This is a genomic window from Flavobacterium supellecticarium, assembly GCF_004801375.1.
Taxonomy (GTDB): domain Bacteria; phylum Bacteroidota; class Bacteroidia; order Flavobacteriales; family Flavobacteriaceae; genus Flavobacterium; species Flavobacterium supellecticarium.
The window spans coordinates 1-19,683 of the sequence record NZ_SSNZ01000006.1 but is presented as its reverse complement, the minus strand read 5'-3'; the positions used below and the strand labels follow the sequence as shown (position 1 = coordinate 19,683).

Below are 19,683 nucleotides of genomic sequence, written 5' to 3'. Positions count from 1 at the left end.
AAAAACGAAATTATGTCAAGATTAAACATATTTAAAAAAGGGTGGATTGATATGGTTTTCGAAGGCCGAAACAAGGCTTACGGTGCCTATCAGTTACGTTCAGAAAACCCTAAAACCACAACAAGAGCTCTGGCTATCGGAATTCTGTTGTTCGGTTCTGCGGTTAGCGCTCCTTTGGTTACAAGATATCTTTCCGATACACTTAGTAGCAAAAAAGAGGAGAAGCTGGACAAGGTGATCGAGACGGCTTTATTGCCACCACCACCAAAAGATGAACCGGTATTACCACCACCGCCACCGGAACCACCAAAATCGATTAACGATCAGGTGAAATTCCCACCACCAAAGGTTGTGGATAAAAAATTGGTTCGTGATGAAGATCCGCCAACGGTAAAAGACCTGGAAACGGCCGACCCTGGACAAAAGAATATCAAAGGGGATAAAGAAGCCGGGGATATCAATATCGATAAACCATCCGGAGAAGGACCAAAAGGTTCTGATATCGTTGAAGATAATCCGAATAAAGTATATATGGCCGTAGAAGTGGCGCCGGAATTCCCAGGAGGTATGGCCGGATTCAACAAATACGTTCAGAAAAACTTTAGATCACCGGAGGTAGACGAAGGAGTGAAAGTATTGCGTGTTATTGTTGGTTTCGTAGTAGAAAAAGACGGTAGCTTAACCGATATTAAAGTTCTTAGAGATCCGGGATACGGAATGGGTAAAGAAGCAATTCGTATGTTACAAAACGCTCCTAAGTGGAAACCGGGAGTTCAGAACGGTAGAGCGGTTCGTGTAGCGTATAACTTACCAATTACTATTCAGGTAGGAGAATAATAATTTTCTATGAATATATATCAAAATTTTAGACAGAAATCGCCTAAACAGCGATTTCTGTTTGTTTTAGGACTTGTCTTCCTGTGTTTGTATCTTTTTATGGCTGCAACATTGATCATCTGGAAATCGATGCCGGTGGAGCTACCGTACAGGAATAGGGTTATATTAGCCGTGATACTGATTGTTTATGCTGCGATTCGTTTTGTAAGGCTACTACAACAGGATGATAATTAAGTAAATTATAACTTTAATTTAGCAACTTCGATTTCGGTACTTGTAAAAAAGGACTAACTTTGTATCTAAACATTATTCGAAATTGAGTTGATTTTCTTTATGAAAAAGAATATTTTTAGATTGGGATTGCTTTTCGGGATTGGCATGCTTGCGATTCAGATAGGATGTAAAAAAACAGAAGCTGCGACCGAGAATGTCGAAGAAACTCCGGTGTCCGGTAAAGCTACGGTTCTGGTTGAAGAAACCATCTTCCCGATTGTTGATGACGAAGCGACACTTTTTCAAAATGAATACGATCGGGCCAAATTAACGCTGGAACAAAAAACGGAGACCGAAATACTACAATCCATTTACCAGCAGACATCTCAGATCGTCGTTTTACCCCGAACATTGGATTCGCTGGAATTGAAAAATTTCAGAAGCAAACAAATTATTCCCCGTATTACCGAAATCGGAACCGATGCCGTGGCTTTTATCGTAAATGCCAAGCAAGCCGATTCTACCATTACAACTGAGGAAATTGTGTCGGTGATGATGGGGAAAAAATCCACAAAAATCAAAAACCTGGTGTTTGATAATGCCAATTCCAGTACGGTTCGAACGCTAAAAGAATTTGCAGGAGTAAAAGAATTGCCGGCAAATGGTGTTTTCTCACTAAAATCAAACGGAGAATTACTCAATTATATCGCCGACCATACCGATGCAATTGGGGTTGTAGGTGTGAACTGGTTGTTACAAACGCCACGGGAACTACAAAATGCCGTTTTAAATGTTAAAGTTTTAGGGGTAAATAACAATAAACTTAAGAATAATAAGTTCTTTAAACCAACACAAAACAACATTGCAACCGGAGATTACCCGATTACCCGAAAACTATATATGTTAAATTTTCAGGGAACAACCGGTTTAGGCATGGGGTTTGCCTCTTTTGTTGCAGGACAGAAAGGCCAACGCATTATGCTGAAATCCGGATTGGTACCGGCAATCATGCCAACAAGGGAGATTCAGGTGCGTAATTAAATTTAGAAAACCAAATAATAATAAATAAGACTATAAAAATGAAGAATGTAAAAGTTTTTAGTTTGTTACTGTCTGTGATTGGTACAGCCACTTTTGCACAGGATTTGGAGCAGGCGAAAAAAGCAGTTGATGCAGAGCAGTATGAAAAAGCGAAAAAGATATTAAAATCGTTAGTAGCGTCGGATCCAAATAATGGTAGAAACTTTTTCTATCTTGGAGATTTATATCTTAACGAACAAGCGACCGACTCGGCTAAAATCTTCTTTGAAAAAGGTATCGCAGCCAAAGATAAAGGAGCAATCAACTACATCGGACTAGGAGAAATTAACCTGGATAACGGTGATGGTTTTGGGGCGGAAGCCAATTTTGCCAAAGCAACAAAAGATATTAAAAAGAAAGATACCGAAGAATTTTTATTAATCGGTAGAGCCTATACAAAATCGGAAAGACCCGATTATAAAAAAGCAATCGAAAACCTGAAAAAAGTTTTAGTTGTTGATCCGAAATCGGCACAGGCGTATTTAAGTCTGGGTGATGCGTATTACGGAGAACGTAACACCAACGAAGCGTATAGTGCGTATCGTAATGCCTATGACTACGACAATTCGTTGTTGATGGCTAAAATCAAACTGGCGGTTATCACTAAAAATGCAAAAGCATTCCCGGAAGCGGTAAAATCATTCAACGAAATCGTGGCAACCAACCCTAATTATGGTCCGGTTTACAGAGAATTAGCGGAAACGTACTACCACTGGGGCGCAAGTGAAACATCAAACTATAATGCTTATGTGAAAAAAGCATTGGAGTACTACGAAAAATATATGAGTTTAACCGATTATTCGTTAGAGTCTCGTATGCGTCACGCTGACTTCCTGATTTTGGCTAAAGATTACAAAGCTTTGGAAGCAGAGGCTAAAAAAATGCAACAGCTTGACAAGGTAAACCCTAGAATCTTACGTTATTTAGGATACTCGGCTCACGAAAATGGAAACCACCAGGAAAGTGTGAAAGCCTTAAATGAGTATATTTCTAAAGTGGAAGCGAAGAAAATTATCGCCAGAGATTACCTGTATTTAGGTTTGGCTAAAATTGCTTTGTCTAAAGGTGCAGATGGAAAATATGAAAAAGGAATGTACGATCAGGGAATTGAAGAGCTTAACAAAGCGGTTGAAAAAGATCCGATCATCGCAACAGAGTTAAACGAAATCGGATTAAAACTTTTCAAAGAGAAATTCTATAGAGAAGCCGGGAAAATCTTTGAAGTGGCGGTTAAAAACCAAAAATCGAAAAACTACCTGTATGATAATTTCTATTTAGGATATGCACTATACTTTGATTATGATGAGAAAACATCGCCAAAAGACGAGTTGGTAAAAGCAGATGCAGCCTTTACAAATGTAATTGCAGCTTCGCCAACAACTCAGGATGCACACTTATACAAAGCGAAAGTTAACCGTGTGATGGATACGCCGGAATCTAAAAAAGTAATGGTTTCATCGTACGAGCAATATGTTAAGATTGTAAAAGAAAAAGGTGAAACGGAAAAAGCGAAAAACAACCTGATCGAAGCCTATACGTATGTGGGAGCCTACTATGCTAACAATGGTGAAAAAGCCAAAGCTATAGAAAACCTTAAGGAGTTATTAGTATTGGAACCAGGTAACAAATATGCTACTGATACGTTGAAAAAATTGTAATAACAACCGTTTGGTATAGTAGAGAAGCCGATGAATTTTCATCGGCTTTTTATTTTGTGTTTTGACCAACTGATAAACTTTAGTTAATTCTGAATAAGCTTTTTATGTTTTACAGCGATAAAAAAGCAAAATCCGTATCTTTGCAGACTATTTTAGAAAAAAATGCTGAAAAAAGAAATTCAATTAGCGGTAGAAAAAGGCGAGATGTTGCCTTTAATGGAGGAATTTTACACCATTCAGGGGGAAGGATATCACACCGGAACGGCGGCTTATTTTATCCGAATAGGCGGTTGTGACGTAGGATGCCACTGGTGCGATGTAAAAGAAAGCTGGAATGCCGAATTGCATCCGCCAACCGAAACGGATCGGATTGTAGCCAATGCTAAAAAATATGCCGAAACCGTTGTGATTACCGGTGGAGAACCGTTAACCTGGAATATGGAACCGTTAACGGCGAAATTAAAAGAGCAGGATCTTAGAGTTCATATTGAGACTTCGGGAGCCTATCCGCTATCCGGAACCTGGGATTGGATTTGTTTGTCTCCAAAAAAGACAAAATTGCCTCAGGAAGATGTATATGCGCAGGCGCATGAATTAAAGGTGATTATTCATAATAAACACGACTTTTTATTTGCCGAAGAACAGGCAGCCAAAGTAAACGACAAGGCTATATTATTCCTGCAACCGGAGTGGAGTAAAAAGGAAGAAATGACGCCTTTGATTGTCGATTATGTTATGAATAATCCAAAATGGAGGGTTTCGCTGCAAACGCATAAATATTTGAATATTCCATAAAAAGGATTATATTTATCCTCTATTATTAATTAAAAAACGATGAAAAAAATAGTTTTAACATTTGCCTTGGTACTTGCAGCGCAAATCGGTATGGCACAGACTAATGAGGCCTTCAAAAAAGACGTATTAAAGGTAATTGAAGTAACCGGATCGGCTAGTCAGATGAAATTGGCTAAAGACCAGATCCTGAAAATGATTCCAAAAGAAAAGCAAGCTGCTTTCCTGGTTGAGTTTGATGCTTCTTTACCGTCTTTATACGATAAAATCGCTAAGGTATATATGGAAGAGTATTCTCATGACGATATCAAGCAAATCTTGAAATTTTATGAAACACCGGTAGGTAAAAAAATGACTGATAAAGCTGGTGTAATCGCAGAGAAAAACATGGCTGCTAGTCAGGAGTGGGGAAGTTCACTACAAGGTATGATGATGAAATACATGCAATAATAACGGTATTTTTTATTCCTGTATAAAACAAGAAAGAGCCCATATCCGGGCTCTTTTTTATGTTATAGTTTAAGATGTGTCAGTCGGGCGAGATAGTCATAATGTTCTCCTTCTTTGACCAGTTCGCATTGTAAGCCATTAGCATGCGCCGCATTTTGCAAGGTGTTGTAATCGATATAAACCCAGTCAAAAGCATCCTCTTGTTGGCCTTTATAGCGCACCTGGAAAACCAGTTCGCCATAATATTCCATGTTCGATGGAATCCATTTGCCTCCATCTTCATCTTCGTCAAACATATAAATGATATCGGAACTATCGATCAGGATTTGTCCGTTTGGCGTTAAAAGTGACTTTAATTTTTGTAAAAAACCAGCCACGCGATTGAGTTTACCGCATAAACCGGTACCGTTCATCAATAATAAAATAGTGTCGTATTGGATGGTATCCGATAATGTCATCACGTCCTGTACCGTTACGTTTTGTAAACCTCTCAACCGACAAGCTTCCACCGCATTTTCAGATATGTCGATTGCCGTGATGTCCAATCCTTTTTCCTGTAAGTACAAACTATGACTTCCGGCGCCACAACCTACATCCAATATTTTTCCTTTGGCCAACTGTAATGCTTTTTGTTCAATGCCGGGCATGTCCTCATAACCGCGGAATAAATAAGCCACAGACATACTGTCGGCTTCTGTCAGCGATGTTTCGGTAATAATATCTTCCGGCGCATTCTTTGTCTGATAATCCAGGATGGCTTTTCCAATAAGGTCTTTCATTATTTAGTTTGTATCTTATAACGGTTATTTGTTTATTTGCCAGGTGAATGATCTCCGATATGGACAATGTTATAAAAAATCTACCTAAGCTTGCCAAAGATAAGCATAACGAAAACAAAAAGTATTTCGATAAGCTGAAAAAGAAGCCGCCCAAAAATCTGGACTATGTGATGCAGGATTTGCACGATGCTGAATTCCGCAAAACGGATTGTCTGAAATGCGCCAATTGCTGTAAAACGACCGGGCCTTTGTTTACCTTGGCTGATGTGGAGCGGATTGCAAAACACTTCCGATTAAAGCCGCAACAGTTTATCGAAAAGTACCTGCGTATTGATGAAGACAATGATTATGTATTGCAAAGTGTGCCCTGTACATTTCTGGATCATGAGAATTATTGTATGATTTATGATGTCCGGCCAAAAGCGTGCCGGGAATTCCCGCATACAGATCGAAAAAAATTCCAGCAAATTGCCAATCTGACACTAAAAAATGTGGCCATATGTCCGGCTGCTTATACTATAGTGGAGGAAATGAAAAAAAAACTACCTTTATAACATGAATGTCTACCGATCGAAAATAGATTCCGGAATTATATTAATACTGAGTATGTCACTGCTGATACCCGGTATAGTTTTTATTTCAAAAGGAGCATGGCCCGGCTTACTGATACTTTTGCTGGTAGGCCTTTTTATAGCATATCTGATGCGTCAGACCAAATATACAATTACGGATACGACTTTAGTGGTACGATCGGGATTTTTGGTACATATAAAAATTGCGATTTCCGATATTGTTTCGGTATCTAAAACCGATAGTATACTGAGTGCACCGGCCAATTCGATAACCGATCGTATCGAAATTAAATATCAGGGCAAGAAAAGTGTGATCATTTCACCAGAGGAAAGAGATGCTTTTTTAAATCAACTACTGAAAATCAATCCGGATATTCAGGTTGTACTTTAATTGGAGTAGGATTCATCTTTATTGATCCAACCACTTTTTAAAAGCATTGATTTCGTTTTTGCTAACCAATATCGGGGCACTGTCTTTGATGGTAGCATCGACTACAATTTCCACTTTTTGACTGGAATGACGGATAACTTCTTTAATCGCCGAACGGTGTAAGATATATTTCCGGTTTACTTTAAAGAAAAACTCCGGATTTAATTTGCCGATAATATCCTTGATCGTGTCATCATATAAAAAACTTGTCCCGTTTGTTGTAAAAATAAACAGGTGTTTTCCAGAGCCCATAAATGAACTGATATCGGAATCGTTGATCGAGATAAAGCGATAACCATGATTTACCAGAAAGCGTTTTTGATACGGATCGGTACTTTTATCTTCGATAGTTGCCAACGATTGTACGGTTTGGTTGATATCGAAAGCACTTTTTATTTTTTTGTATTTGGAAAGGGCTTCCAGTAATTCTTCCTCTTCAAAAGGTTTAAGGAGATAGTCGATCGTAAAATGTTTAAACACTTTGATCGCATAGGCATCATAAGCGGTAACGAAGATGATCGGGCTGGAAATGGAAATCGTCTCAAAGATGTCAAGACTTTTACCGTCGCCTAAATGGATATCCATAAAGACAAGGTCAACGGTGTTTTCCTTAAAAAAAGCAATGGCCTCTTTTACGGAGGGGAGAATGGTAATGTCTGATATCGAAAGGATCTCCTGTCGTTCTAAAATGGCTTTCAGATAACCGGAGGCAAGGTGTTCATCCTCAACAATAGCAATCTTCATTTTTACTTTTTTATGTAAAAGTAAAAAAAAGTCCCGGTTTATTGCCGGGACCTCTTGAAATTATAAATTCGGATTATTTAACTGTGCGTTTTTCGGATACGGAATAGTATACCTTGGATCGTTTTGAACCAGGGTATAATTCTCTCCATCCAGCTGGTGTATAATCTGTTTCTGGTTTACTCTTCGAAGGTCGAACCATCTGTGACCTTCAACGGTAAATTCCCGTCTTCTTTCTTCATACAGGAAGCTGGTAAAAGCATCTGCTGCCATCGCATTAACCTGTGTTTCCAATGCGGTATAAGCAGCCGGTGTATAACGTTTCTGCGCCAATGTCAGTAGGGTTGCTTTCGCTTGTGACAAATCACCTGATTTTACAAGTGCTTCCGCCTTAATCAGATAAAGTTCTGCCGTTCTGAAGGTACATTTCTGTTCTTGTTCACCACCTTTAAGGAATCGGAAACGACTGCCTGATGCCTGAAAATATAACGGGAAACGTAAATCACCGGTTTGATTAAAGGCTCCAATCAAATCGGCTGATGCAAATGAGGCATTTTTTAGTGAGTTGATAAAATTATCTTCCAACGCCATAACCGATTCAACTGTGTTGTATTTGTTTGGAAGAACAGCAGTGGTGTTCAAATCAACCAACTGGTTTTTATAGGTCAGTGCCGTATTGGCTGCATCCAAAGCATTTTGCCATTCGTTACGGTACAAACGTACACGCGCTTCCAATGCATAAATAGCCGCTTTCGAAAAACGATAGTTTAACCCGGTCGCTTGTGTGGGCTGGTTTAATAAACCTTTTGCCTGTTCAATATCCGATAAAATCTGATTGTAAACATTCGCTACGCTTTCCGGAATAAAATCCTGTTCCAAATCTACCTGTAATGCCAATGGAACACCGCGATCAGAACCGGATGTGGTATTATTATACGGTTTGCCAAAAAGATTTACCAGATCAAAATAGGTAAGGGCTCTTAAAGCATGAGCTTCTCCTAATAGTTGATTTTTTTCATCGGATGCCGGAATTTTAGAACTACCATCGTTGATCACAACATTGGTATAGAAAACAGCATTATACAATTGTCCCCATTGGAAACTTGTCGTAGCCGGGTCGGGATTCGCATCTTTCCAGATATAAATATCTTTGATATACGTTAACTGATCGTCAAACTCGTTTAAGTTCAATTCGTCACCACGTAAAGTCGTCAGTGATTTGTGTTGTGGGTATACGCCGTAAGCACGAGTCATAACCGCTCTGAAATCCTGAAGTGTTTCCGGAATTACTTTTCCTTCCGGTTTGATATCCAGATAATCATCACAACCTGTCATTCCGATTGCCGCTACAGCCAGAATGATATATTTTGATAGTTTTTTCATGATCTTAATTTTAAAAAGTTACGTTTAACCCTAATGTTACCGATCTAGGGATAGGTTGTGCATAGATGTTACCAAATGTTTCCGGATCGAAATAACCTTTGTAGTCCGAACTGATCACAAATAGGTTTCTTCCTTCTACACTAAAACGTATATTCTGAATATTCATTTTATCCGTAACCGTTTTCGGTAGGGAATACCCCAAACGGATACTGCTGATTCGCATATAACTCATTTCTTCCACCCAGGTATCCAATAACGCGTACGTGTTCACCGGATTACCGCTTGAAAACCATTGGTAAGCCATCCAGGAGTTGTCGGTAAACGGATCTCCTTTTCCAACGATACCCGGTAAATTCGAACCGGTATTGGTTGGTGACCAGGCGTTCAGGACATCAGTAGTATAGTTCTGACCTCTGTCAAGCTGTGTTCCGTTGTAGGGAGGTGTTTTTACTACCGTTTGTTTTAAGTTAAATGCCGCCGAAACCGTTACATCAAAGTTTTTAATTTTAAACGTGTTGATCAAACCTCCGGTATATTTTGGATCACGATCACCCACATAGGAAAATAAACTTCTGAATTTATCGGCATTCTCGGTTAAACGGGATTGCGCTAATTCACCTGGTATAATATCGGCATACGGATCGTATAACTGGAAGAACTCTACAGCACTCACCACTTGTCCGTCGCTACCTACAAACTGAGGGTAACCATTAGCGTCGATTCCTGCGGTTTTCAAGGCAAATACGGCATTCACCGGGTAACCTTCACCGGATGGTAAGTAACTGTTGGCACGTACTTGGATACGGTCGATATTACTTTTGTTGTGTGCTAAATTGAAATTGGTCGTCCATTTGAAATTCTGGTTGTCAATATTTTTTGTGGTTAATGAGATCTCATAACCTTTATTGGTAACCTGAGCCCAGTTCATATTGGTATATTCGAAACCGCTTTCAAGTGGTAAAGCACGTACGCCTAAAAGGTCGGTACTCTTACGTCCATACAGATCGGCGGCTACACTAATACGGTTTTTCAATACGCCTAAATCGAAACCAACGTTTACGTTTTCAGTTTTTTCCCAACGTAATTTACTGTTTGGCGGGCTCGTTACGACAATAGTTTGTTCCGTTTGTCCCGGAAGAATACTCACATTTCCGTAGTTTCCTACTACAAACGGAGAGGTGTTTTTGTCGATATTCCCTTGTAGACCATAAGAACCTCTAAAACGAAGGTTGCTGATCGTCGGTACATTGTCTTTCAGGAAGCTTTCTTCCGAAGCCAACCATGATCCCGAAATAGACCATAATGGTAAATATTTATATTTCGGATCTACACCAAATAAGTCGGAACCATCATAACGTACACTTCCGAAAATAGTATATTTTCTGTCGTAGGTATAGGATGCGGTAGCATAAAACGATGCAAAGGCATTTTCGTTGTGGTTTCTACCATACGTTTTGTACTGCGCTTCATCCGCTGTTGACTGATCCGGGAACAGAATTTGTGATGTTGTTCCGGTTTGGCGGTTGTAACCATAGCCTCTTGAATAGATACTCGTATTGTATGTTCTTCGTAATTCGTTACCTATCAAAAGATCCAGTTCGTGTTTCTCACCAAGTGTTTTATTATAGGTCAATTGTGTTTTGATATTATACTGGAAAAAATCAGTGTCCCAATTCTGGATGATTCCACCATCCGGAAGGAAATAATAAAAGCCTCCGTTTTTAAAACGTCTGGTTTTTTCGCGCTCCTTACGGGTGAAATACGTTTCCTTACCCGCATATTTTTCGGTGTCGGAATTGTCCATTTGTAAACCGATTTGAGAGGTTAACTTTAAATCGTTGGTTACCTTGTATTCCAAATCGAAAATCGCTTTTAACGCTCTGGTTTTTAACTGATAGGAGGTGTTGTTGCGCTCCTCCAAAAAGTTAAACGGTACATAACGATCCGAATAACCCTGAATATCTTTGTCGTACACATAGTTACCGTCGGCATCCAATGGTGACAAATACGGGTTGGCATTTCTTGAATAATTTCCCGGGTTGGTAAAAGCATCTGTATCGGAAATATACGAGGTGTTTTTACTCTGCGTTCCGAAAAGGCCAACGCCTACTTTTAATTTATCCGATACTTCATAATTGTTTTTCAAGGTAATGTTATAACGTTCGAATCCGGTTCCGATAGTGGCTCCTTTTTCGTCGTAATACCCTAATGAAAAATAGTAATCCGATTTTTCACCACCACCAGATAAGCTCAATCCATATTGTTGGTTCACAGCTGTACGGTATAATAAATCACCCCAGTTGGTTTGGTTGGCACGTAACGCATTGATCGCCTGCTGTGTTGCCGGTGTCAGTGCCGAAAAACCACCGGCACGGTAGGCACCTAGCTCACCACTGGTGTTCAAAATACGTGAAATAGCACCTTTATCATCGCGGTATGTTAATTCCGGACGACTGGCCAAACCGAGTTCGAAATCAACCTTTTGGTTGGCATCCATCAGGTTTAACTTTGAAAAATCAGGCTTTTGTGTTACGAATGTATTGGCAGTAAAATTAACAGCCATACGTCCTTTTCTACCTTTTTTGGTTGTAATTACAATTACTCCGTTAGCAGCACGCGCTCCATATATGGCAGTAGCGGCAGCATCTTTTAGGATGGTAATGTCTTTAATATCATCCGGATTTAAACCGGCAATTGAAAAATTATTTAATTGATCAATATTCTCTTTGTCATTAAATTTTGGAGCATCGTTTCCTTCCAATGGAAGTCCGTCCAATACCCATAGCGGATCCTGAGGACCGGATAGTGAGGCCGTTCCCCTGATTCGGATTTTTGCAGCGCCTCCCGGTGCTCCGTTACCTGGTGTTATGGCTACACCGGCAACCTGACCTATTAAAAGTTGGTCGACGCTGGCTACACCAGCTTGTTGGATATTCTCCATGTCTACTTTTACCAAAGCAGCGGTTAGCTTACGCTTTTCAATTTTTTGGTAACCAGTTACAACTACTTCCTGTAATTGATTCAAATCGGACTTCAGATTAACAGTATAGTGGCTTTGTGAAGTCAAATCGATCAGGTAGGATTCATAACCTATAAAACTAACGCGCAGGCTTTTTACATCTTTGGTGATTTCCAGTTTAAAATTACCGTCCATGTCGGTTACCGTACCCACGCCGGTACTTTCAATAATTCCGCTTTGACCGGTTTTGGTGGCTATCGATTTATTTTCTACATAAATCGAAACACCAGGCATAGGTAATTTGTCCTGTGCATCGATTACCTTTCCTGTAATCGTCCTGCTCTCTTGGGAATATCCCGCAAGGGAGAGGAGGAGTGTCATTAAAATTAATAGTCTTTTCATTTTTGAATTGTTAGTTTATAGAGGATTGTTTAGTGCTTTTTCAATTCGATTGATTAAATCCGAATAGTGGTTTCGGGTTTCCAGATTTCCGGTGTTTTTCTTTAGTTTTAAAAGTTGTAATACCTTGTTTAGTTCGCCTTTCTTTTCAGAGGTTACTTCGGTAACTCTTTTTAATGATGATTGATTAATGTTGCGTATCATCTGGTCTTCATGAACATGATTGCAAAGCATTGGCATGTTCAGCGTTTTGGTAAACATTAATTTTTTAGCATCTGTCTTTTCAAATAATTTATTGGTCGAAACGATCAATACATCTACATAATTTTTCTGTGTCATACGTTCCAAAATCGACAACGATTTGTTCTGAATTGTACCACTGAATACCTGTTGATGAACACGTTTAAAGAGATCACTAACCGTAAACAATTTGTCTTTTGCGCCATTTCGCTGGTAAAGTTCGTTCTCGATCATGCGAAGTAAACGCTCGTCACTAAACAAATCGTATAGTATGCCATATTGTAATTCTCTCGAAAGGGTGTACGGTGTGTATTCGTAGGGACCCACTGGAGAATCTTTTAACGGATTGGTTTTGTCAAGGATCGGGTTAAAAAACAACCATTGCGGAATTGTAATCACATTTCGAAGCAAATAATCGGTTGCTTTACGTTGCATCGTAGCCGAAACCGGAACATAACTGGATTTGTGATCACCGTGAACGGTAGTGTTCAGGTATACACCTCCGATATTGTTTAAAACATGACGGTTGTATAATTGCCATTGACCGATTGTTCCGATATACAGTTTTCCGGTTTCATAATAGGAAGCATCCTTTTCATACGTCCAGGTTAAAATATTGTCTACAACGCGTTTCAGGTTTTTCAATCCATATTCGCTTGCTTTAACTGCATCGTTCCCTAAATCTTCGGACTGTGAACGCGGATCGATAATTGCACCACCATCCTGTTGCTCTCCGTAGAAATACATCGGATCGTTCTGATGCTTGCCAATCAAAGCACTTAGCTTTGTCTTTTCCTCTGACTCATTCGGATACCAACGATACCCCCATTCAATTGCATATTTGTCATATTCACCAATTTTCGGGGTGATTGCCGTTACACCGTCTTCCGGTTGTGCCACATAATTGTAACGGGCATAATCCATGATCGACGGAGCGGTTCCTCCCATTTTTTCGGTAAAGACTTTCGAACGCAATGAATCCACTTCAAAAGCAAACGAAGCACCCATATTGTGTTTTAAGCCAAACGTGTGTCCCACTTCGTGGGAGGATACAAAACGAATTGCTTCTCCCATATGAGTGTCGCTGAATTTGTTTCCTCTGGCTTTCGGATCAATTGGTCCCGTTTGAATTCGCATCCAGCTGTGTAATGAAGTCATTACATTGTGCCACCAGATAATGTCGGCTTCAATAATCTCACCACTTCTAGGATCCACAACCGATGGTCCCATGGCATTCGCTTTTGGGGAAGCCGCATACGTGATAACAGAATAACGAACGTCATCAATGTCAAAATCCGTATCGCTTTCCGTTGGTTCTTTGGCTATTACGGCATTTTTAAATCCGGCTCTCTCAAAAGCGGCCTGCCAGTCATGAACACCGTCTATAATATATTGACGCCACTGTTTTGGAGTGGACGGATCGATATAGTATACAATTGGTTTTTTAGGTTCTACTAACTCCCCTTTTAAATAACGCGCTTCATCTTCTTTTTTCGGCTCCAATCGCCATCTCGTAATTAATTCTTTCTCAACCATCGCATGCTGGTTGTCATTAAAATACCAGTGTTTTTCGGTAAAGTACCCGATTCGCTTATCCAGGAAACGGGGCTTCATCGGGACTTTATCCAACAAAACAATATTGCTAGTCACCCCTAAAGTTACGGATAAAGCAGGTCCGCCTTCACTTACAGAGGTCGTTAATTGCGATTTTACAACAATATTACCCGGAAAGGTTTTAACAGCTTCGATATACGACAGATCCGATTTGACCGATCCGCCAAATCCGATGTTACTTAGTACATCGTTAAAGCTTTTTTGTTTTCCGTCGAATACTTTGTTTACTTTGATCACTACCGAGGTGGAATCACTGTTTTTGGTTTCGATATCAAAAACTTCAATGATTGATTCGGAAAAGTTATCCTTTACCGATGCCGTAATGGCATCAGTTTCCGGAGAGGAAACTTTAGGAAGTGACGATTTTACCCATACCTTTTTAGCAACAGTATCTTTATAGAATGAAATTACTTTGTTTTCGTAATTCATTCCTTTGTTTAATCCGGCCTCATTTACCTGCATCGGAACCTGTGACAGTTTATTTACAACGAGGAATTCCCTTCCCATCAAACTGTCGGGGATTTCGAAATAAATGTCGGTCTTTACCTGAATAACGTTAAAAAGCCCCTTTTTCAAGGATCCTTTTTTTAGTAATTCAGCATAACCTTTGGTTTTTGCAATCGTGTCTTTAGTAGTTTCTGTTTTTGTTTCTTTTTGTTTCTTTTTCTGGGAAAATGCAGTAACATTACTCAATAAAAACAACAATACCAATACATATTTTGTGCTTGATATGAGTGTCTTTTTTTTCATTTATGTTAAGTTTTGGTTAAATAATTGTCTCGAAATTTAGAAGTTCCTGTGACGATATAAAAACAAAACGGAGTGAGTGGCTCTAATTTGGGAGTGAATGACTTATTCTTACTCAATTAGTGGTAGAATGCAAATAAATTCTCCATTTTCTTCAAAGGTTTTGAAGTCTTTTTTAGAATAATAATTATAGATACTTTGTAAGTATTTTAAGCCAAAATTATTACTTTGTTCGGTACTGGTCTTTTTTTGTAAATTATTGATAATAAATACAGCGTCTTTTTTAACAATAATGCGTGATTTTAAAGGCGATTCTATGGTGGCCAAATTGTGTTTAATTACATTTTCAATACAAATCTGTAACGATAAATACGGAATGTTTTTGATTAGCCCCGAATCGTCCTCAATTTCAATCGAAAATTGTAATTCCTGATTAAAACGGGTCATCTGTAAAAAGATGTATTGTTCGATAAAAGAAAGTTCATCGCTCAAAGGGACAATGTTTTCCTGTGGCGGGTCAATCAGATAACGGTATATTTTCGACAGGTTTAAAGTAAATTTTTTAGCCTTTGGCGCGTCAACGTCAATTAACATATATAAGGAGTTGAGCGTATTGAACAGAAAATGCGGATTGATTTGTTCCTTGAGTTGTTGCAACTGAATCAATGCATTTTCTTTGTGAACCTTTTCGTTTTCCAGAAGCAGCTTGTTTTTATCAGCAACCAGGGCTTCTTTTTCCAGATATTCTTTTCGGTTGGCACGATTAAAAAGGTAAAAGATAAAAACCAGAATAAATGTAGTAATCAAATATATGGCCGAGGCATGTTGTTTGACTTTGTTTACATTTTCATCGGCGATCATTTTCGGGAAGTTGATACACACATACCAGTTGATACCTTCCAGTTTTAAAGGCTTTACAAACCGGATTACATCCAGTTGCAGGTATTCCGATAAAGCGACGGTTTCATTGAATCCGGATTTGTTCGTGATAAGCGTATCCGAAGGATTCAGACTGGTAAAATCAAAAATGTTTTTACCGTTTTTTTCTGCTTCCGGGTGGAAGATACAGGTTCCGTTTTGGTCGAAAACAAACGCATAGTTTGGCGCATTACCGTCGATTAATGCAAAATAGTCATGTAATTTTTTTAAATCAATATCATAACCATAACGGATGGTCGTGGCGTCGTCTTTTTTAATTTTAAAATAGTTGCGCCATATTAAGGTATCGCCCTGTTTTAAAAGTATACTGGAGTTTTCTTCTTTAGCAGAAGGATCAACCAAAAGATTCAGGTGCTTTTGGAAAGTACCTTTTTCAGAATCGTTGGTGTAAATCGTACCGTTGTTAATCTGAAACCAGTTGCACAATACAACCGGATTGCTCAACTGAATCGCATTGAGTACCGTAAGGTTGTTGATTATGTTTTGATCATTACTTATTTTAAGGACTTCCTGTACGTTTTTCTTTTGTTCCAGCAAGCGACCGAATTCCTGTTGTAAGACTTCGTATTTTTTTAGAAAACTACGCTGGGCAATTTCTTCATTGGATTTTTCGGTGATTTGGGTTATCAGATTGCTTAAAATAAAAATAGCCACCGTCGTAATTACGATCACAATAAGCGATGTAATTAAGAAAGTGCGACGGGAAATGGTATTTTTAATCGGGAATTTCAAGCATCTGAAAAATTAGTCTTCATATATAAGGTAGGCAGTGCGCATTTTTTTAAAGGAATTCAGGCCTTTTTCCCAGGATTTCCGAATGGCTGTTTCGGGCAATCCGGATTCGATTTGCTGTTGCAATTTCTGCGTTCCGGCCAGTTTGGAAAAAAAGCTGTTAAAGAATACTTTTTTATCGGAAGTTTCGCTAAAGGCTTTGATCAGCCATTTTAGCTGGAGGTTGGTCACTTTTGGGATACCGGATAAGTCTTCGCCATAACACACTTTACCGTTGTGTACAGGATCTTTAGCACCTAAATTCGGCCCGGGCGTAAAACTAAAATCGGATTTTGGCAGAAATGGAGAACCATAAATCTGGAATTGTTTGTCGGTACCGCGTCCCATACTCACATTGGTGCCTTCAAACAAACAAAGACTGGCATATAGGTTGATGGATTGATCATTAGGAAGGTTGGGTGAGGGCTTTACCGGTAAACTATACGGCATAGTTCGTTTATAGTTCGTACAGGCGATAACTTCCAACTGAGATTGCACCCCGTTTTTTAGCCATTTTTCGCCATTGATCATTCGTGCATATTCCCCAATAGTCATCCCATGTAAAACCGGAATCGGATGCATGCCCACAAAGCTGGTAAATTCTTTTTCCAATATCGGACCATCAATAATACTACCGTTCGGGTTCGGACGATCCAGGACAATTAAAGGAATATTTTCTTCGGCACAGGCTTCCATCACATAATGTAAGGAGGAGATATAGGTGTAAAATCGGGCGCCCACATCTTGCAGGTCAAAAACCATGACGTCAATTTGCTTTAATTGTTCCGGTTTTGGCTTTTTATTGTTACCATATAAGGAGATGATCGGCAAACCGGTTTGCGTGTCTTTTCCGTCTTTGATCAATTCTCCTGCATCGGCGGTTCCGCGGAAACCGTGTTCCGGTGCAAATATTTTTACAACATCCAATTTGTTTTTTAATAGGAAGTCAACAAGGTGATGGGGCTTACTTAACTTTTGTTTGTCGCCGTCGTAGTTGACAATACTGGTCGGATTGGTTACAATGCCAATTTTCTTGCCGCTAAGAAGTGACTGGTATTTTTCAAAATTATCGGCTCCGGTAAGAATCGGTTCCTTTGGCCGATTGGCAGTTGTAGCCTCGTTTGTTGGATAGGTTTTCGGGTCTTTGTGCTTAATCGCAGAATTTCCGCAGGATACTATCGCTAAAACCAAGAATAAAACTGTATTTTTGAAAACGGAATTTGATACCATAAGTTTTGAGATTAGAATATTTTATAGCAAAACGCCTAATTACTACTAAAAACTATAAAAGTAGTATATCTGCACCAATAATAAAAATTGCAATTGCGGCTATTGCCATCGGAATCGTTATGATGATTGTTTCCGTGGCGACCGGCGTTGGATTGCAGCAAAAAATACGCCAGAAAATCGCGGCTTTTAATGGGCATGTGATTATTACCAACTACGATGATAATCAGTCCGAGGTAAGTGTGGAGCCTATTTCGATTCATCAGTCGTTTTATCCGAAGTTTAAAAATATTGACGGTATCAGTCATATACAGGCTACAGCGTCCAAAGCTGGAATTATACGAACGGAGACGGCTTTCGAAGGAATCGTGTTTAAAGGTGTTGGTAAGGATTTTCGATGGAATGATCTTCAAGAGTATATTGTTGCCGGTCGGATTCCAAATTTAAAAGGGGCGCTTAATAATGAAGTGATCATTTCAAAATACCTGGCGGATCGTTTGCAATTAAAGTTAGGGGATAAGTTTAATACCTTTTTTATGAAAGAGGAAGGGAATAAATTACCCAACCTGCGCCGTTTCGAAATCGTCGGGATTTATAATTCCGGATTTCAGGAGTTTGATGCGTCTTATATAATAGGTGATATCCGACATGTTCAGCGTATCAATAAATGGAGTAAAGATCAAGTGGGCGAGTTTGAAGTTTTTATTGAAGATTTTTCGAAGATAAAAGAAAAGGGTGAGGCGATTTACGCTGAAATTCCACCTACCTATAATAGTATAACGATTCAGGAGAAATACTATAATATATTTGAGTGGCTGAAATTGTTCGACTTTAATATAGTAGTCATACTAATCGTGATGGTGGTTGTGGCGACAATTAATATGGTTGTGGCTTTGTTGGTACTTATTTTGGAGCGTACACAAATGATCGGGATTCTAAAATCGATTGGGGCTGATAACTGGATGATCCGAAAAATATTTTTATACAATGCGCTATACCTTATTATAAGAGGACTGCTTTGGGGGAATGGAATCGGGATTGGATTGTTGTTGGTTCAGAAATATTTTGGAATTGTAAAATTAAATCCGGAGAATTATTATGTTACCGAAGCACCGGTGGTTATAGAGGTACTTCCGATTTTAGCATTAAACCTGGGGACGATAGTCGTTTGTTTACTTGTTTTGCTGATTCCGTCCTATATTATTACTAAGATCTCTCCGGTTAAAGCGATTCGTTTCGACTAAAAAAGAAATAATGCAACACCTTTTACACCTGACAGGTTTTTGAAACCTGTCAGGTGTTTTATTATATAAAGTATGTAGATCAAAATAATTTTCGGCTCGGATTTAGTGCTATCTATCATATAATGGTAGTTTTTTTATTTACGGATAATCGATTTTTTACAACGGATCAGATATTATTTTTCAGAAGACGCACTTATATATAGGTATGCTGCTACTAATTTCGGATGAGTTGACAGTTTTTTGTAACGGGTCAGGTCTTGTTTTTGAGTGATAAAAAAGGCAAAAACGCCAGTAAAACCGGATAATGAGAACAAGGGTTCCCTGACCATCAAAAAAAACGGGTGTTGTTACGTCTTTGTAATGAGGTTGTTAAGAAAAAGATTTAAAAAAAGGTATGATAAAGTTTGCGAAACCGGAAAAAGGTTCTAGTTTTGCAGCCGCAATAAGGGAGTTCATTGAATGTAGAGTACGGCAGATTGGGAATGACTAAGGTTAGAAAAAAAGTCAAAAAAGATTTGCGAGAAATAAAAAAGTGATTTACCTTTGCCACCCGCAAAACAGGGAAGTTCTTAAGGGTATTGAGTGAGAAAAGTGAAGAAAATTTTTTC

At 39.0% G+C, this 19,683-nt stretch carries 16 protein-coding genes; 9 read left to right on the top strand and 7 right to left on the bottom strand.

The genetic code is table 11. The features are described 5' to 3' along the window. The first annotated feature begins 12 nt into the window (after positions 1 to 12). From E6C50_RS12670 to E6C50_RS12645, 6 genes are all read left to right on the top strand, one after another. Positions 13 to 837, top strand: a complete 825-nt coding sequence (locus E6C50_RS12670) for an energy transducer TonB (RefSeq protein ID WP_136403599.1) — start codon at positions 13 to 15, stop codon at positions 835 to 837. Between the two features lie 9 nt (positions 838 to 846). Further along, complete coding sequence (locus E6C50_RS12665; RefSeq protein WP_136403598.1) at positions 847 to 1,071, top strand: hypothetical protein; 225 nt, start codon at positions 847 to 849, stop codon at positions 1,069 to 1,071. 99 nt (positions 1,072 to 1,170) lie between these two features. Beyond that, on the top strand, positions 1,171 to 2,091 hold the full coding sequence (locus E6C50_RS12660; protein WP_136403597.1) for a PstS family phosphate ABC transporter substrate-binding protein: 921 nt from the start codon (positions 1,171 to 1,173) through the stop codon (positions 2,089 to 2,091). A gap of 38 nt (positions 2,092 to 2,129) precedes the next feature. After that, on the top strand, positions 2,130 to 3,788 hold the full coding sequence (locus E6C50_RS12655) for a tetratricopeptide repeat protein (RefSeq protein ID WP_136403596.1): 1,659 nt from the start codon (positions 2,130 to 2,132) through the stop codon (positions 3,786 to 3,788). A 162-nt stretch (positions 3,789 to 3,950) separates the two neighbouring features. Then, positions 3,951 to 4,583, top strand: a complete 633-nt coding sequence (locus E6C50_RS12650) for a 7-carboxy-7-deazaguanine synthase QueE (protein WP_136403595.1) — start codon at positions 3,951 to 3,953, stop codon at positions 4,581 to 4,583. 39 nt (positions 4,584 to 4,622) lie between these two features. Next, positions 4,623 to 5,030, top strand: a complete 408-nt coding sequence (locus E6C50_RS12645; RefSeq protein WP_136403594.1) for a DUF2059 domain-containing protein — start codon at positions 4,623 to 4,625, stop codon at positions 5,028 to 5,030. A 62-nt stretch (positions 5,031 to 5,092) separates the two neighbouring features. On the opposite strand, the gene E6C50_RS12640 is transcribed toward E6C50_RS12645, so the two are convergent. Continuing rightward, positions 5,093 to 5,809, bottom strand: a complete 717-nt coding sequence (locus tag E6C50_RS12640) for a class I SAM-dependent methyltransferase (RefSeq protein ID WP_136403593.1) — start codon at positions 5,807 to 5,809, stop codon at positions 5,093 to 5,095. A gap of 59 nt (positions 5,810 to 5,868) precedes the next feature. Here E6C50_RS12640 and E6C50_RS12635 point away from each other — a divergent pair, with 59 nt between their 5' ends. Both E6C50_RS12635 and E6C50_RS12630 read left to right on the top strand, forming a co-directional pair. Continuing rightward, positions 5,869 to 6,363: a YkgJ family cysteine cluster protein gene (locus E6C50_RS12635; RefSeq protein ID WP_136403592.1), complete on the top strand. Its 495-nt coding sequence runs from the start codon at positions 5,869 to 5,871 to the stop codon at positions 6,361 to 6,363. A gap of 52 nt (positions 6,364 to 6,415) precedes the next feature. Next, positions 6,416 to 6,772: a PH domain-containing protein gene (locus tag E6C50_RS12630; protein ID WP_168732815.1), complete on the top strand. Its 357-nt coding sequence runs from the start codon at positions 6,416 to 6,418 to the stop codon at positions 6,770 to 6,772. Between the two features lie 18 nt (positions 6,773 to 6,790). On the opposite strand, the gene E6C50_RS12625 is transcribed toward E6C50_RS12630, so the two are convergent. The 6 genes from E6C50_RS12625 to E6C50_RS12600 form a co-directional block, all read right to left on the bottom strand. Continuing rightward, positions 6,791 to 7,555: a LytR/AlgR family response regulator transcription factor gene (locus tag E6C50_RS12625; protein ID WP_136403590.1), complete on the bottom strand. Its 765-nt coding sequence runs from the start codon at positions 7,553 to 7,555 to the stop codon at positions 6,791 to 6,793. A gap of 60 nt (positions 7,556 to 7,615) precedes the next feature. Continuing rightward, positions 7,616 to 8,935 carry a RagB/SusD family nutrient uptake outer membrane protein gene (locus E6C50_RS12620; RefSeq protein ID WP_136403589.1) on the bottom strand — a complete coding sequence of 440 codons (1,320 nt, stop codon included), beginning with the start codon at positions 8,933 to 8,935 and terminating at the stop codon, positions 7,616 to 7,618. A 10-nt stretch (positions 8,936 to 8,945) separates the two neighbouring features. Then, a complete protein-coding gene (locus E6C50_RS12615) occupies positions 8,946 to 12,296 on the bottom strand; it encodes a SusC/RagA family TonB-linked outer membrane protein (RefSeq protein WP_136403588.1) in 3,351 nt (1,116 codons plus the stop codon). Positions 12,297 to 12,311: 15 nt separating this feature from the next. Then, positions 12,312 to 14,897 (bottom strand): zinc-dependent metalloprotease, encoded by a 2,586-nt coding sequence (locus tag E6C50_RS12610; protein ID WP_136403587.1) that lies wholly within the window; start codon positions 14,895 to 14,897, stop codon positions 12,312 to 12,314. Between the two features lie 108 nt (positions 14,898 to 15,005). Next, positions 15,006 to 16,565, bottom strand: a complete 1,560-nt coding sequence (locus E6C50_RS12605) for a histidine kinase (RefSeq protein ID WP_136403586.1) — start codon at positions 16,563 to 16,565, stop codon at positions 15,006 to 15,008. 12 nt (positions 16,566 to 16,577) lie between these two features. Beyond that, on the bottom strand, positions 16,578 to 17,834 hold the full coding sequence (locus E6C50_RS12600) for an exo-beta-N-acetylmuramidase NamZ family protein (protein ID WP_136403585.1): 1,257 nt from the start codon (positions 17,832 to 17,834) through the stop codon (positions 16,578 to 16,580). 5 nt (positions 17,835 to 17,839) lie between these two features. Between E6C50_RS12600 and E6C50_RS12595 the strand changes: the two genes are divergently transcribed. Further along, a complete protein-coding gene (locus tag E6C50_RS12595) occupies positions 17,840 to 19,075 on the top strand; it encodes an ABC transporter permease (RefSeq protein WP_136403584.1) in 1,236 nt (411 codons plus the stop codon). Positions 19,076 to 19,683 lie beyond the last annotated feature (608 nt).

What these genes read in the sequence shown, in the direction of transcription:
- E6C50_RS12640 (WP_136403593.1), bottom strand. Translation starts at nt 5,809, where the DNA reads ATGAAAGACCTTATTGGAAAAGCCATCCTGGATTATCAGACAAAGAAT.
- E6C50_RS12625 (WP_136403590.1), bottom strand. Translation starts at nt 7,555, where the DNA reads ATGAAGATTGCTATTGTTGAGGATGAACACCTTGCCTCCGGTTATCTG.
- E6C50_RS12655 (WP_136403596.1), top strand. Translation starts at nt 2,130, where the DNA reads ATGAAGAATGTAAAAGTTTTTAGTTTGTTACTGTCTGTGATTGGTACA.
- E6C50_RS12615 (WP_136403588.1), bottom strand. Translation starts at nt 12,296, where the DNA reads ATGAAAAGACTATTAATTTTAATGACACTCCTCCTCTCCCTTGCGGGA.
- E6C50_RS12635 (WP_136403592.1), top strand. Translation starts at nt 5,869, where the DNA reads ATGGACAATGTTATAAAAAATCTACCTAAGCTTGCCAAAGATAAGCAT.
- E6C50_RS12670 (WP_136403599.1), top strand. Translation starts at nt 13, where the DNA reads ATGTCAAGATTAAACATATTTAAAAAAGGGTGGATTGATATGGTTTTC.
- E6C50_RS12610 (WP_136403587.1), bottom strand. Translation starts at nt 14,897, where the DNA reads ATGAAAAAAAAGACACTCATATCAAGCACAAAATATGTATTGGTATTG.
- E6C50_RS12645 (WP_136403594.1), top strand. Translation starts at nt 4,623, where the DNA reads ATGAAAAAAATAGTTTTAACATTTGCCTTGGTACTTGCAGCGCAAATC.
- E6C50_RS12630 (WP_168732815.1), top strand. Translation starts at nt 6,416, where the DNA reads ATGTCACTGCTGATACCCGGTATAGTTTTTATTTCAAAAGGAGCATGG.
- E6C50_RS12665 (WP_136403598.1), top strand. Translation starts at nt 847, where the DNA reads ATGAATATATATCAAAATTTTAGACAGAAATCGCCTAAACAGCGATTT.
- E6C50_RS12600 (WP_136403585.1), bottom strand. Translation starts at nt 17,834, where the DNA reads ATGGTATCAAATTCCGTTTTCAAAAATACAGTTTTATTCTTGGTTTTA.
- E6C50_RS12660 (WP_136403597.1), top strand. Translation starts at nt 1,171, where the DNA reads ATGAAAAAGAATATTTTTAGATTGGGATTGCTTTTCGGGATTGGCATG.
- E6C50_RS12620 (WP_136403589.1), bottom strand. Translation starts at nt 8,935, where the DNA reads ATGAAAAAACTATCAAAATATATCATTCTGGCTGTAGCGGCAATCGGA.
- E6C50_RS12650 (WP_136403595.1), top strand. Translation starts at nt 3,951, where the DNA reads ATGCTGAAAAAAGAAATTCAATTAGCGGTAGAAAAAGGCGAGATGTTG.